The sequence below is a fragment of the Shewanella sp. 8A genome (genome assembly GCF_023475945.1).
GTDB classification, from domain to species: domain Bacteria; phylum Pseudomonadota; class Gammaproteobacteria; order Enterobacterales; family Shewanellaceae; genus Shewanella; species Shewanella xiamenensis.
The window spans coordinates 55,150-68,536 of record NZ_JAMDJP010000001.1 but is presented as its reverse complement, the minus strand read 5'-3'; the positions used below and the strand labels follow the sequence as shown (position 1 = coordinate 68,536).

The window sequence follows — 13,387 nt, the reverse complement described above, 5'->3', positions numbered from 1 at the left end:
CTCGTTTAAATAGCAATAAAAAACTAATATTTTTAAAAAGTTATAAAAAGAAAAATACATTACTTTTCTTATGGGTAATGCTAAAAACCACTCTCCAATATCCACACAAAAATGATACCATTATCACATAATTAGCCGACCCCCATGAGAGTCGGCACAAGCTTTAGCATTACATTTACCCTAATCATAATATCGGCCCAGAATGGACACACGAAATGAGCCAGAGTAACCCTAGTCACAATAAAATCAGTAACAACCATCATCACGCACAAGAGATCCGCCTCACTCCTCAAGACGAATTGATATCCACCACAGATACCCGCGGGATTATTACTTATGTTAATCAACGATTTGCCGAAGTATCAGGATACAGTGCCGAAGAATTAATTGGGCATCAGCATAACAAAGTACGTCATCCCGATATGCCTAGTGCCGCTTTTAAAGAGATGTGGCAAAAACTAAAATCCGGCCAATCTTGGCGTGGCATAGTTAAAAATCGCTGTAAAAATGGCGATTTTTATTGGGTTGATGCCTTTGTTTCTCCCGTGTTTGAGAATGGCACAATTGTTGGTTATCAGTCGGTTCGTCTGCAACCGCAGGCAGCCTATGTCACTAGAGCAACAGCTATTTACCGCAGGTTATTGGACAATAAATCCATTACTAAGCCACTTAGTTTAATGCAAAAACGTGTTGTCTCTGCTGTCGTTGCATCGACAGGATTATTAATTGCGGGTTACCTTTGGGGTTGGGGAGTGATTATCGCTGGCGCGATTTTAATGGGCCTTAACTTAGCTATCTTCTACGATGAAGCCTTTCGTATTCCGGCCAAGTTGATTGATATGCAAACAAAATACGATTCTATAAGTCGCTACATCTACTCGGGAGCTGACACCTCATCGATTCTCGATTTTCAATTGATTTTATTACAAGCCAAGATGAATGGCGTACTCGGCCGCACTCAAGATCAAGCCAATCAATTGCATGCGATAGCCGATCAACTTGTGGTTACCACTGAACAAACCTATGCCAGCCTAGATCAAGAGAAAAATCAGCTCGAGCAACTAGCAAGTGCAATGGAAGAAATGAGTTCGACGATTACCGAAGTTGCTCAAAACACTCAACGAACCTCAACCAGCATTAATACCGCCTATGATCTCTGCCTAAAAAGCAGCGCGAATATGAAGGCTAATACCCAAAAGGTCGAACAGCTGGCTAAATCCGTCGCCGATGCCGCGAATAATGCCAATCTGCTTAATCAAGAAGCTGAACGAGTTGCCAGTGCCATGGGTGAGATTGATTCTATTGCTGAGCAAACTAACCTGCTTGCCCTCAATGCCGCCATTGAAGCCGCGAGAGCGGGTGAACAAGGGCGCGGCTTTGCGGTGGTGGCCGATGAAGTGCGCGCCCTATCGAGCCGCACTCAGTTATCGACCAACAGTATTTCGCAGAGTGTCGATAAGATGTTCAGCATGTTAAATGCGTGGGCAAAAGAAATGGAGCAAAGCCGCCAACATGCAGAGCAATGCGCTAACGACATTCAAACCTCCGCCGAAAACGTCAACACCATTTACCAAGAAGTCAGCGAGATCCACACCTTTGCACAGCAAAATGCGGTGGCCGCCGATCAGCAGCGCCAAGTGGTGCATGAAATCACCAACAATATTCATTTCATCACCCAAAGCAGCAGTGAAAACCTCGCGGCAACGCATCAGATTGGTGATGCCGCCAATCATTTAAAACACAGCGCTGAAAAAGCACTTGGCCTACGCCGCGCCTTTGGCTAGCTGTAATGCCGCGCGATTGTCGACACACAATAGCGCGGCATCCTTTATCCAACCCAATCCACGCCTTAAGTTAATCCTCTATTATCAGCAAAACAGCAGCAATATCGTTATAAACAGCCAAAGGGTTAAAAAGTACAGGTTTTAACCGAAAATTTTGCTATACTCCGCGCCCGCCATTTTTCTAACCGCTAAGCGTTAGAAAGGCACAAACAAGTGCGTTAACGTTCGCCCATGGCAGAATACTTTGCTGTAAAAGTGTCTGTAATAGGGTGAGGCGCTTGAATGATTGAATGAGTGAATGACAGGAATCCAAAATGAGATTTGAATCTTTTAGTTTTTGCCCCGAGATTTTACGCGCTATCTCAGATTGCGGTTATCAAAAAATGACACCGATTCAGCAGCAAGCGATCCCAGCCATCCGCCGCGGCCAAGATGTGCTCGCCAGCGCGCAAACCGGCACAGGTAAAACCGCCGCCTTCGCACTGCCGATACTACAAAAAATGGTTGAAAACCCAAGTGAAACCTTAAAATCTAACACGCGGGTATTAATCCTCACTCCGACTCGCGAACTTGCCGCCCAAGTAGCAGAAAACGTTGAAGCCTACAGCAAGTATTTAAATTTCAGCGTATTAACGATCTACGGTGGCGTAAAAGTTGAGACTCAAGCGCAAAAGTTAAAACGCGGTGCCGATATTATTGTCGCGACCCCTGGCCGTTTACTTGAGCACCTTACCGCCTGTAACTTAAGTCTGTCCAGCGTTGACTTTTTAGTGCTCGATGAAGCCGATCGCATGCTGGATATGGGCTTTAGTGCCGACATTCAAAAAATTCTTCAAGCGGTCAATAAGAAGCGTCAAAACCTACTGTTTTCAGCTACCTTCTCCAGCGCAGTGAAAAAACTGGCTAACGAGATGATGGTCAAACCCCAAGTGATCAGCGCCGATAAACAAAACACGACAGCCGATACCGTTAGCCAAGTGGTGTATCCGGTAGAGCAGCGTCGTAAACGCGAGCTATTATCGGAGTTGATTGGTAAGAAAAACTGGCAACAAGTGTTAGTGTTTACCGCGACCCGCGATGCAGCGGATACTCTGGTTAAAGAATTAAATTTAGATGGTATTCCCTCTGAAGTTGTCCACGGTGAAAAAGCCCAAGGTAGCCGTCGCCGTGCGCTGCGCGAATTTGTATCCGGTAAAGTACGTGTGCTAGTGGCGACCGAAGTGGCCGCCCGCGGTTTAGATATTCCCAGCCTTGAGTATGTGGTCAACTTCGACTTACCTTTCCTTGCCGAAGACTATGTTCACCGTATCGGCCGTACTGGCCGTGCAGGTAAATCTGGGGTTGCTATTTCATTTGTGAGCCGTGAAGAAGAGCGCACCCTAGCGGATATTGAAAAGCTAATCGGCCAAAAAATTCGCCGCATTACCGTGCCAGGATATGAGGTCGGTAGCCGTGAGTTGTTGTTAAAACAGCTGCAAACCCGTCGCAGTTTTGCCAAAAAACAACAGCGACTCGACAACGTCAGCGAGCAGATCATCGCCGAAAAAAGCATGCAGGGCCGCCGCGTGAAAATGAAAGTTGGTCAAGCCCCAAGCAAAGGCAAAAAACTCAAATAATGTTGTGTTGATAACTATCTTAACGCGCTAATTTAATACACTAATAATAATGTCAAAGCGTCCTTAAACGGACGCTTTTTTATTACCATTTAAAACCTATCTGACTCAGAGTGATTTTCGGGCATCGTGTTCTTATTGCAATATCCGAGTGATAGCACTGATTAACAAACCCAATAAATAACGACAAATACTGCAATAAATTTCGCATCTCGCCGTTCTTATTTCTACGTTTACTACCCATGCTCAGTCCACCCAAGCACACAGGCTAATAACGGTTTACCGTTAACAGCAGAATATTTAATTGAAACAAAAACTAATGACAAGGAGATATGCTCTAATGCAGTCCACACTACAGCGCTTTTTACTGACCATAAGCCTACTGCTCGGCAGTTTTAGCACGCTCGCTCAACCTATCGCCAAAGATGAATATTCGGTTAGCCCACTACTCAATGGCGAGCAAATCCCCGCAATCACTTTGCAAGACATGAATGGCCAAAATGTTGATTTAGCCAAATTAACGGCACAAAAACCAACGATTTTCTTCTTTTACCGTGGCGGCTGGTGCCCGTTTTGCAACAACCAAATGGGACAATTAAAAGCGATCGAGCCAAAACTCATTGAAATGGGTTTTCAATTAGTGGGTATATCACCCGATACGCCAGCACTGTTAAAAGCCTCTGCGGCGAAAAATGAGCTGAAATACTTATTACTTTCAGATGAAAAAATGCTTGCATCGCAAGCCTTTGGGCTTGCCTTTTATACCAGCAAGCAAGTTACTGAGACTTACCTGAGCCGCTTAAAACTGGATAATCCACTTTGGACAACGCCCGAAGGCGATAAAAGATTAGTCCTGCCAGTACCGGCAATTTATATTGCTGATACTCAAGGATTAATCCATTTCCAATATGTGAATCCCAACTACAAGGTGAGACCTGCACCTAAGTTGATTCTGACGGCGGCTAGCCTCGTCGGTGCGCCATAATAATCCATATCCCACCCAAGCAGCCGCTAAGAATCGTTATCGATTTAGCGACTGCTTTGCTAAACTAGCTCCGCCGCAATAAATATCGCCCCAATTTAATCAGATCAATCCCTTTAGCCCGCGGCGGAGCCACAATGAATTCTCAAACCTATAATCAAGCCATACTCGAACTCGCACTGGCGGGGCTTACCGATTTAACCACTTCAGCTCAAGCCAAAAAAGCCCAACGCACCCCCGCTCAGGAAAGCCATTTTTTATGCAACTGGATGGTTGAAGCCCTGAAGGAAAAACGCTTTTCAAAATTGGTTGCTGAAGATCTGACCACGTGGATCCGTATGGCTCGCAGCCAAGGCGCTGGCGCCGAACTTAAGCGGTTATTGGAAAGAATTGTTCATCAATATCAGAGCGTTGAAAACTCGCACGTGGAGTTAGGTACGGCGTTAAACGCTATGATTGCCGAGTTAACACAGCTCGAATGGCTAGTGTTTACCGATACCGAAATTAATACGAAACTGAAGCTAGACGGTGATGGCCAATCTAGCTTAGTCATTGATGTTAAAGAATTTAACCAGCATATCCAAGATAATCAGCTCATCAAACCCATCAACTTATATGTCCGTGCCGATGAGCAGTTATTGGCGAAAATCGCCCTTTCCCATGGATTGCTTGTCAGCCAAGGTAATAAGAAAACGAGTCTTATCAAACACCATAAAACCTATCGAATTTATCCTCACAATCAGCAACCCGCATTGTGCCAACTGTTGGCTTAACGGCTGAAAACTGCTTGAATAGGTAAACTGCGCCACAGATAACCATTTTTTCACAACGAAAGAATACAATGTAGCGTAGTAACCACTAAGCTCGATCAACCAAGGAGTGAAGGACTCGATGGGTAAAGGAAGTATTCTCTATCGTTGCCTCGTTAAAGGCGTTTTATTACTGATTTTGTTTGCCCCTCAGTCCTATGCAGAACAACTCAAGTACAACATTACTGGCTCATATTCTTGGTATCCGTATTTTATTGCCAATCAACCCGATGCTCCGGGAATAATTTCTGAATTAATTCCGCAGATTTTATCCTTAGCGAATATTGAGGGAGAAAATCTGTCCTTGCCGCCCAAACGGACGAACAACGCCCTTGAAACGGGTCAATTAGATTTTGATGTGGTTAGCCCCAGTTGGTTTGAAAACCAAGATTTTGGTCCCTTATTCGTGAAATCCGATCCCATCATGCCTATCACTGAGTACGTAGTGACCAGACCCGAAAATGTTGAATCCTTTAAAGAAATCACTGGAATTAAAGGCAAGCAAATCGGTACCGTCAGGGGATATTTGTACCATGACGACAAGGAGTTTATCCGTGTCGATTTTACCTCTGAACAAGAGTTGATTAAGGCATTAGATAAACACCGCATCACGGCCATTATCTCGGGTAACTATCCCGCCTTATATTGGTCAAACAAGCTTAAGATCCCCGTTGGATTAGCCGCGGTGCATTCTGATGGCGTACTGGTGCTAAGGCTACGGAAAGAGCATGCTGCTCTACTACCTGCGCTCAATCACGCAATAGCGCAGCTAAAAGCCAATGGAAAAGTAGAGCAGATTATCAACAAATATACCCAAGCCTTCGCAAGCTAAATCGATAAAAGCTCATGTTTCCAAGTACTCACAAGAAAATGGCTCTGCAATAACGCGGCAAGTATGCAGCAACTTTAGTCTTTTCAAATCGCAAAGATGCAATGGATATTCAAGAGGATTTCGCGTTTAGTGCAACCTTAGGTTTTAACACCAAACGCTGCCCCTGATTAAGATGGGTTGTGCAGGCGACCCGCAATAAAGAAGCAAAGTTAGCCACTTCTCCGTGGCGAGTTAACACCTCTCGGTAAATACGGGTTAAAAATACCGCGACACTCAGCTCGGCATCTTCGGCAATCTCTTCAATAATCTGCCAAAAAATCGCCTCGAGGCGAACGCTCGTCACCACACCATCGATGCGAATGGAGCGGGTTTTGAGTTCAAACAGTTCGGGTTCGGCACCGGAATAGATTTCACACACAATATTACTCCCCAAGCAGCTATTGCGCTTTGCTCCAGCCATTGCGCCTTGCTTAAGTCCCCAGCGAATACTCAACTTAAGCCTCTACCCGAACTGTTATGCCATAAATTACACAGGATGAGTATCGTTAATTCAATAACTTGTTAAACTGCGCCAACCATGCAGGATGCGCTGGCCATGCGGGCGCGGTAACTAATTTGCCATCGGTAATTGCCGCAGTGACTTCAATATCACAATATTCAGCGCCAGCTTGTTTCACCTCGGGCGCGCAAGCGGGATAGGCTGACACTTTTTTACCGCGAACCACATTTGCCGCCGTGAGTAACTGCGCGCCATGGCAAATAGCCGCAATCGGTTTATCTTGGGCGGCAAATTCTGCCACGAGGGCAATCACCGCAGGGTTTAGGCGTAAATACTCTGGCGCCCTACCACCTGGAAGCAACAGCGCATCAAAATCACTCGCGTTCGAACCAGCAAAATTGCCATTTAAGGCAAATAAGTGTCCTGGTTTTTCGGTATAGGTTTGGTCGCCTTCAAAGTCATGAATTGCCGTTTTAATGGTTTGCCCCGCCACTTTATCGGGACAAACAACCGTGACACTGTGACCCACCATTTGCAGGGCTTGGAACGGTACCATTAACTCGTAATCTTCAACAAAATCACCGGCGATAATCAAAATATTGGCCATGAGAAACTCCTTTTATTCGATAAGGGAAAACGCAACAGCGGATTTCACTCTACTCCGACCATTAAATTTAGGGTAATAGTGGAATACTACAAATCGATACAGCCGTTTCAGGCATAAAAAAGCGCCCGTAGGCGCTTTAGTCTTTGGTGATTGACCACTCTTAATTATTTATCTTTGGTTCAATCATGGCCTGTTGCTGACTATAACCATTCAGCCCAGTGTTGGCCGATTTCACCACATTTAAGGCCTCGGTCGTCAGTGCATTATTGCCATTGAGCAGATCGTTCAAAGTGCCAGAATCCGCTTGGACTAAGCCTAATTCACGTAGCATGGCATCGACAACTGGCGCATTGGCGCGATAGTTTAAGGCTGCGCTAGTCACTTGTTCAGCGATACCACCTTGGTTGATGGCGGAACTATCACCACCCGTAGCAAATTGATGACCAGCACCATAACCTTGAAGAATTTTAATACCTTCGATGTTTTCCAATGGTTTAACCGCTTGAGCAACAATTTCTGGCAAGGCTTTTAAGATCGCAAGGGATTTTTGCAGCGCAATCTGCTCATCACGCAGCACGTTTTCGGCTTCGTACAGAGCTTGTTTACCAGCCGCTTCAACGGCATAGACTTTTTCATCCGCCTCGGCTTGCAGTTTTTTCGCATCGGCACTGGCACGCGCTTCAATCAAAATCGCACTCGATCTGTCTTCCGCGGCACGTTTCTCGGCTTCAGCTTGCACTGTCACACCAACAGCATCGCGCTCCGCTTCCTTACGGGCATCAATCACTTCAATTTCTTTGCGACGATTGGCTTCCGCCACTTGGCGCGCTGTGATAACCGCTTCCTCTTTCTCCACTTTCAGCTTTTCCGCTTCTGCTGCGCGGGCACGGGCGGCCGACTCTTCTTCCGATTTAGCGGCTACCGCGATGTGTTTTTCCTGCTCGGCGACTTCGATATCACGTTGCTGTTGAATACGCGCCTGTTCGATAGATTTACGTTTTTCAATCTCGCGGGTTTCAATATCTTTGGTCTTTTCAATTTCCGCGGTTTCGATAGCACGTTCTTTGGCAATTTCGGCTTCACGTTCTTCACGCGCCTTGTTTTCTTTTTGCTTAATAATTTCAGCTTTTTGCTCTGCGCGCTTAAATTCGAGTGACTGTTGCTGGATAAGACGTGCTTCTTCTTCCGACTTTTCAATCTCCAGCGATTCTTTTTCAGCCTCTAAGTTACGCTGCTCAATCTTAATGCGGTTTTCCTGCTGAATATCGTTGGTTTCTTTACGCTTTTCTTCAATGATTTTAGCTAGACGCGCGCGACCTTCTGCGTCGAATGCGTTGTTTTCATTGAAAAACTGCAAGTCGGTTTGGTCAAATCCCGTCAAGGAAACTGATTCAAGTTCTAAACCGTTTTTCTCTAAATCGTTCGCAACGTTGTTCTGCACCCGTTGTACAAAATCGGCTCGCTGCTCGTGCATTTCTGTCATGGTCATTTCCGCGGCGACCGCACGCAACACGTCGACAAACTTAGACTCCATCAGCTTTTTCAGCTCTTCCACGCGCGTGGTACGGGTACCTAAGGTTTGTGCCGCCATCGAAATGCCATCAGCATTAGGTGCCACCCGCAAATAAAAGTCTGCTTTAACATCAACTCGCATACGATCTTTGGTGATCAGTGCATCTTTTTGAGTTTTTTCCACTTCGATACGCAGGGTATTCATGTTCACTGCAATGGTTTCATGCAGCACGGGCAAGACGATTGCGCCGCCGTCTTTAATGATTTTTTCACCACCAAAACCAGTACGCACAAAGGCCATTTCCTTCGTTGCCCGTTTGTATAACTTGGCGAAAATCAGACCAATCACAATCAGGCCAATCAATACCATTGCGGCAACCAACAATACAAAATTGCTCGAACTGGTGACTTCGTTTAACACATCCATTTGCTTTCCTTCTTCGTTAATAGCTTTGGAAAATTAATTATCAAAGCGAGTCGCAGACCAGACTCTTCCCTCTCTTTTAAGCAGCACCACTTGAGTACCACTAGCAAACTCGATACCTGAAGTTTCAGGCTCGACTAATACATAATGTTTTTGTTGATGTTTATCGCGAACAACCGCTTCCGATGGCATGCCTTTAATGGCGCAGCCTAAGGTGATAGTGCCGACATAACCGCTTAAGTCATCAAGGGAGATGGCGGTAGATTCATTTTTGGGGAGCAAATCGGCCAGTACTCGGCCAAGATAGCGACAAGACAATGCACTGCCGACTATGGCTATAGGTAAGGTAAATAGTTGCGGCAGCAAGGTAGCCGAGACTATTAAGCTAATGTAATTAACGAGATAGCCTGCAATGGCAAAACTGGTTAGTGCCAGCACAAACCAGATAAGTAGCGGCAAACGATTGAGACAAAGCCAGCCAGCAATCCCTGTGAGTCCGCTACCACCAATATCAGCATCATACTCAACATCAGCAGGCACCCACTGGTCTAAGGCGCTCATCATACTTAATCCTATGACGAGTGATAAGGCTTCAAAAACACCAAGGACAAGCACACAGGCGAAGGCAATAGTGTAAGGTAGGTTAGGCTGTTCAACTAAAAACGCCCACATAGTCATCTCCTTGAACGATACAGCAGTCCATTTACTTCACTGTAATTATCAACTTACGAGTGACAGCATAGCAAGGCAAGCTTAGTTTCCAAACAAAAATTTATCCTAAAGTAGATTTGAATAACTCCTCATTACGCCATAATGGCGTGAGCCGTTATGGTCAATAATATTCACGTCCTCCCTTTAGGGGTCTAGTGTGCTTTTGACTGCATGATATTATCATGCTGTTATTGTTATTTTTCGTGCTAATAGATAACGACCGCACCTTAAGATTGAGTCTATGGATACCGCTATGAACACCAAACAACCTACGCCAAGTTACGATAAACTTACGGCGCATTTCCAGAAAATTTCACATTTTGAACATTTGAGTGCGCTAGGCGATTGGGATCAGGCAGCAATGATGCCCTTGGGCGGCGGCAGTGAGCGTGGCGATGCCATGGCCGAACTCGCATTGCATATCCATACCCTTAAAACGTCCCCTCACCTTGGTGACAATCTCGCTCTTGCCGCGCAAGAAGCGCTTACCTCAGAACAACACGCCAACCTAAGGGAAATGCAATATCAGTATCAACAGGCGACTCTAGTGCCGGGTGAGCTGGTTCAAGCCAAAACCAAGATGGCCTATCAGTGTGAAAATGCCTGGCGTGAGCAACGTAAAAACAATGATTGGCAAGGCTTTAAACCTAATCTTAAGGCGATAATCGCCCTTGCGAGGGAAGAAGCTTTAATCCGCGCCCAAGCGCAAAATATTTCCCCCTATGATGCCCTGCTCGATAAATTTGAGCCTGGCATGACTACCGCAAAGCTTGAGCAAACCTTTGGTAATTTAAAAACTTGGCTCCCCACGCTCATCCAAAATGTACTCGAAAAACAAGCCGGTGAGCCAACACTTAAGCTTAACGGCCCCTTCGATATCAAGGCGCAGCAAGCCCTTGGCCTCGATGTGATGGCGTATTTAGGATTTGATTTTAACCATGGCAGGCTCGATATCAGTAGCCACCCATTCTGCGGCGGTGTACCGAGTGATGTGCGCATCACGACGCGTTATAACCAAGCCGATTTTAGTAGTGCTATCATGGGCATAGTGCATGAAACTGGCCACGCCCGTTATGAACAGGGTTTACCGAAACAATGGCGCGGTCAACCCGCAGGACTGGCTCGTTCCATGGGCGTCCATGAGAGCCAAAGCTTATTTTGTGAAATGCAGCTCGGTGCCAATCCCGCGTTTTTACGGCAATTGCAGCCACTGATTAAACAGCACTTAGGCTGCGATTTCAGCGCCCAAGACTTGGCAAGACACTACACCCGCGTCAATCCAGGGCTTATCCGCGTCGATGCCGATGAAGTCACCTATCCTTGCCATATTTTATTGCGCTTTGAGGCCGAAAAAGCCTTTATCGACGGTAGCTTGAGTGTGGATGATCTACCCGACTTTTGGTCAAGCCAGATGCAACAACTGCTCGGGATCAATACCGATGGTAACTATCGCGATGGGTGTATGCAGGATATCCATTGGGCAGTCGGTGAACTTGGCTATTTCCCTAGCTATACCCTAGGCGCCATGTATGCTGCTCAGTGCCGTTTTGCAATGGAGCGAAGTTTAGGCCCCATTGAAAACCTTATCGATAACGGTCAGTTATCCCAAGTATTTGACTGGCTTGGCAAGCATATTTGGTCCAAAGGCTCATTACTGACAACGGATGAACTCATCATTCAAGCCACGGGCGAGCCGTTAAACAGTCAATATCTGGCTAAGCATTTAACTCAACGCTATTTGGGCTAAATGCAGTAGCGCTAGGTCATAAAGCGTTGGCAATAACACTCTAGCGCTTAGACTTGGCGCAATCGCATCACTATCGGAGTTTCAAAGCTTTTGCTGCGATTTGGGTATATAATCCCGGACTTATTTATTCAAACTGTTTTGGACGGAAAAAGGTCGACCATGTTATTGCGTGCAATCACCCCACAGGATTGGGATGCTATTTTACAGATCCAGGAAGAATGTTATTCTCAACTGGATCCTGAACCCCTGCATGTATTGCAAAGCAAGTGGCACGTCTCACCTCAATCCTGTTTTGTATTTGAGGTAAATGAGTCAGTGGTGGGCTATTGTCTTGCTCATCCTTGGACCACCAATATGCCTCCCGCACTTTATGAGCCAATCACCCATTTACCTAAGGCCGATACTTTGTATCTGCACGATATTGCGATATCGGCAAAGGCTCAAGGTTTAGGCGCGGGGTCTAAAGCCTTAATGCGTCTAAAGCAGCTTGCCGATCGCTTTAACTTGAGCTCCCTCTCCTTAGTGGCAGTGCAAGGCGCTGATAGCTATTGGCGCAAAATGGGCTTTAAACCTAAAGCCATAGATAAATGCCTTGGTAGCTACACTGATGATGCCATGTACATGATTTATAAACTTAATCATCGAGAAGAATGATGAATCCAACCCTGACGACTATCGGTTTACTCTGTCTTAGCAATATTTTTATGACCTTTGCTTGGTACGGACATTTAAAGTCCTTAGGCTCAAAGCCTTGGATTATCGCTGCCTTGGTCAGTTGGGGCATCGCCCTGTTTGAATACCTACTGCAAGTGCCGGCTAACCGTATCGGCTACACAGTGATGAATGTCGGACAATTAAAAATCCTACAGGAAGTCATTACCTTAAGCTTGTTTGTGCCCTTCGCCTACTTCTACATGAAGGAACCACTGAAACTCGATTATCTCTGGGCGGGTCTGTGTATCCTCGGTGCGGTGTATTTTATTTTTAGAAGCGAATTTAATTAATTTCAGAACCATTTCAGGACTTATTTCAGGAGAAAACCATGGCGCGTCAAGTGACTTACACCTTCAAAGGTGAGACGAAAACCATTGCCTTTAGTTATGCTAAACATCACGATTTATACGAGGCCGTAGCGGAGGCCGAAGGTATAGACTTAACCAAGTTTCTGGCGATGGAGCAACAAATTGCCATGACCTCACGCAAAGGCGCCAAGGCTGAAAAAGATTATCGCAAAGTCGAATTTGCTCGCTTTGGGTTTAGCAATATCCACTTTGTACGTGATGAAGAACCAGAAGCCTAAACCTTATCGTCATTTATCCATTTAGAATTAGGATCGCCGATGTTAAATGCTGAACATGCCAACTTTCCCCGCGCCGGATTCTTTCGCCGCCTAGGGGCAATGATCTATGACCTACTGCTAGCGGTAGCCGTATATATGTTTTCGGGCGCTATTGGCTTTGGTATTTTTTTTGGACTCACAGCCTCTGGCCTCGTTAGCATGAATGGCTTTGAGCATGTGTCCGACGCCCTCAATGGCACACCGATTTACCATGGGATTTATCAACTTTGGTTAGCGCTCTGTGTAGGCACTTTCTATGCGCTATTTTGGAGTAAAGGTGGCCAAACCCTCGGGATGCGCGCCTGGCGCCTTAAGATCCAGCACCCAAACGGCCAAAATCTAAGCCTTATCACCGCTTACGCTCGCATTGTTTGGTCATTACTTGGTATTGGTAATCTGTGGGTGCTGATCAACGACGATAAACTCGCACTGCAGGATATGATGACCCGTTCTGAAGTAGTCGTGTTATCCAAAGAAGCTAACCAAATGCGTAATTGGCATGGCGCTTAAATTTAGCAGTTAAATCTC

At 45.9% G+C, this 13,387-nt stretch carries 14 protein-coding genes; 10 read left to right on the top strand and 4 right to left on the bottom strand.

Annotated features, from left to right (window positions below; all coding sequences use genetic code 11):
- Positions 1–215: 215 nt before the first annotated feature.
- From M0413_RS00375 to M0413_RS00355, 5 genes are all read left to right on the top strand, one after another.
- Positions 216–1,784 carry a methyl-accepting chemotaxis protein gene (locus M0413_RS00375; protein ID WP_249552769.1) on the top strand — a complete coding sequence of 523 codons (1,569 nt, stop codon included), beginning with the start codon at positions 216–218 and terminating at the stop codon, positions 1,782–1,784.
- 314 nt (positions 1,785–2,098) lie between these two features.
- On the top strand, positions 2,099–3,400 hold the full coding sequence (locus M0413_RS00370; protein WP_037415712.1) for a DEAD/DEAH box helicase: 1,302 nt from the start codon (positions 2,099–2,101) through the stop codon (positions 3,398–3,400).
- 337 nt (positions 3,401–3,737) lie between these two features.
- A complete protein-coding gene (locus M0413_RS00365; protein WP_037415710.1) occupies positions 3,738–4,382 on the top strand; it encodes a peroxiredoxin-like family protein in 645 nt (214 codons plus the stop codon).
- Between the two features lie 134 nt (positions 4,383–4,516).
- Positions 4,517–5,152, top strand: coding sequence for a DUF2913 family protein (locus M0413_RS00360; RefSeq protein ID WP_249552768.1), 636 nt, complete (start codon positions 4,517–4,519; stop codon positions 5,150–5,152).
- 118 nt (positions 5,153–5,270) lie between these two features.
- Positions 5,271–6,020, top strand: coding sequence for a type 2 periplasmic-binding domain-containing protein (locus M0413_RS00355; protein ID WP_037415702.1), 750 nt, complete (start codon positions 5,271–5,273; stop codon positions 6,018–6,020).
- 109 nt (positions 6,021–6,129) lie between these two features.
- Here the strand turns inward: M0413_RS00355 and M0413_RS00350 are convergent, their stop codons facing one another.
- From M0413_RS00350 to M0413_RS00335, 4 genes are all read right to left on the bottom strand, one after another.
- Positions 6,130–6,438 (bottom strand): ribbon-helix-helix domain-containing protein, encoded by a 309-nt coding sequence (locus tag M0413_RS00350; RefSeq protein ID WP_037416089.1) that lies wholly within the window; start codon positions 6,436–6,438, stop codon positions 6,130–6,132.
- A 127-nt stretch (positions 6,439–6,565) separates the two neighbouring features.
- Positions 6,566–7,126, bottom strand: coding sequence for a DJ-1/PfpI family protein (locus tag M0413_RS00345; protein WP_037415686.1), 561 nt, complete (start codon positions 7,124–7,126; stop codon positions 6,566–6,568).
- A 160-nt stretch (positions 7,127–7,286) separates the two neighbouring features.
- Positions 7,287–9,065 (bottom strand): flotillin family protein, encoded by a 1,779-nt coding sequence (locus M0413_RS00340; protein WP_172587562.1) that lies wholly within the window; start codon positions 9,063–9,065, stop codon positions 7,287–7,289.
- Between the two features lie 33 nt (positions 9,066–9,098).
- A complete protein-coding gene (locus M0413_RS00335) occupies positions 9,099–9,734 on the bottom strand; it encodes a YqiJ family protein (protein ID WP_037415680.1) in 636 nt (211 codons plus the stop codon).
- A 280-nt stretch (positions 9,735–10,014) separates the two neighbouring features.
- Between M0413_RS00335 and M0413_RS00330 the strand changes: the two genes are divergently transcribed.
- The 5 genes from M0413_RS00330 (at position 10,015) to M0413_RS00310 (ending at position 13,369) form a co-directional block, all read left to right on the top strand.
- Positions 10,015–11,520: a carboxypeptidase M32 gene (locus M0413_RS00330; protein ID WP_186295918.1), complete on the top strand. Its 1,506-nt coding sequence runs from the start codon at positions 10,015–10,017 to the stop codon at positions 11,518–11,520.
- A 159-nt stretch (positions 11,521–11,679) separates the two neighbouring features.
- Positions 11,680–12,174, top strand: a complete 495-nt coding sequence (locus M0413_RS00325) for a GNAT family N-acetyltransferase (protein ID WP_172587564.1) — start codon at positions 11,680–11,682, stop codon at positions 12,172–12,174.
- Positions 12,174–12,524, top strand: coding sequence for a DMT family protein (locus M0413_RS00320; protein WP_037415674.1), 351 nt, complete (start codon positions 12,174–12,176; stop codon positions 12,522–12,524). The genes M0413_RS00325 and M0413_RS00320 overlap by 1 nt, the downstream gene beginning before the upstream one ends.
- A gap of 38 nt (positions 12,525–12,562) precedes the next feature.
- Positions 12,563–12,820 carry a DUF2960 domain-containing protein gene (locus tag M0413_RS00315; RefSeq protein ID WP_011071581.1) on the top strand — a complete coding sequence of 86 codons (258 nt, stop codon included), beginning with the start codon at positions 12,563–12,565 and terminating at the stop codon, positions 12,818–12,820.
- A 39-nt stretch (positions 12,821–12,859) separates the two neighbouring features.
- Positions 12,860–13,369 carry an RDD family protein gene (locus M0413_RS00310; protein WP_069454493.1) on the top strand — a complete coding sequence of 170 codons (510 nt, stop codon included), beginning with the start codon at positions 12,860–12,862 and terminating at the stop codon, positions 13,367–13,369.
- The last annotated feature ends 18 nt before the right edge of the window (positions 13,370–13,387 follow it).

Excerpts from the sequence above, each read along its gene's own strand:
- M0413_RS00310 (WP_069454493.1), top strand. The coding sequence starts at position 12,860 with ATGTTAAATGCTGAACATGCCAACTTTCCCCGCGCCGGATTCTTTCGC.
- M0413_RS00340 (WP_172587562.1), bottom strand. The coding sequence starts at position 9,065 with ATGGATGTGTTAAACGAAGTCACCAGTTCGAGCAATTTTGTATTGTTG.
- M0413_RS00365 (WP_037415710.1), top strand. The coding sequence starts at position 3,738 with ATGCAGTCCACACTACAGCGCTTTTTACTGACCATAAGCCTACTGCTC.
- M0413_RS00320 (WP_037415674.1), top strand. The coding sequence starts at position 12,174 with ATGAATCCAACCCTGACGACTATCGGTTTACTCTGTCTTAGCAATATT.
- M0413_RS00370 (WP_037415712.1), top strand. The coding sequence starts at position 2,099 with ATGAGATTTGAATCTTTTAGTTTTTGCCCCGAGATTTTACGCGCTATC.
- M0413_RS00325 (WP_172587564.1), top strand. The coding sequence starts at position 11,680 with ATGTTATTGCGTGCAATCACCCCACAGGATTGGGATGCTATTTTACAG.
- M0413_RS00355 (WP_037415702.1), top strand. The coding sequence starts at position 5,271 with ATGGGTAAAGGAAGTATTCTCTATCGTTGCCTCGTTAAAGGCGTTTTA.
- M0413_RS00335 (WP_037415680.1), bottom strand. The coding sequence starts at position 9,734 with ATGTGGGCGTTTTTAGTTGAACAGCCTAACCTACCTTACACTATTGCC.
- M0413_RS00315 (WP_011071581.1), top strand. The coding sequence starts at position 12,563 with ATGGCGCGTCAAGTGACTTACACCTTCAAAGGTGAGACGAAAACCATT.
- M0413_RS00375 (WP_249552769.1), top strand. The coding sequence starts at position 216 with ATGAGCCAGAGTAACCCTAGTCACAATAAAATCAGTAACAACCATCAT.
- M0413_RS00330 (WP_186295918.1), top strand. The coding sequence starts at position 10,015 with ATGGATACCGCTATGAACACCAAACAACCTACGCCAAGTTACGATAAA.
- M0413_RS00360 (WP_249552768.1), top strand. The coding sequence starts at position 4,517 with ATGAATTCTCAAACCTATAATCAAGCCATACTCGAACTCGCACTGGCG.
- M0413_RS00345 (WP_037415686.1), bottom strand. The coding sequence starts at position 7,126 with ATGGCCAATATTTTGATTATCGCCGGTGATTTTGTTGAAGATTACGAG.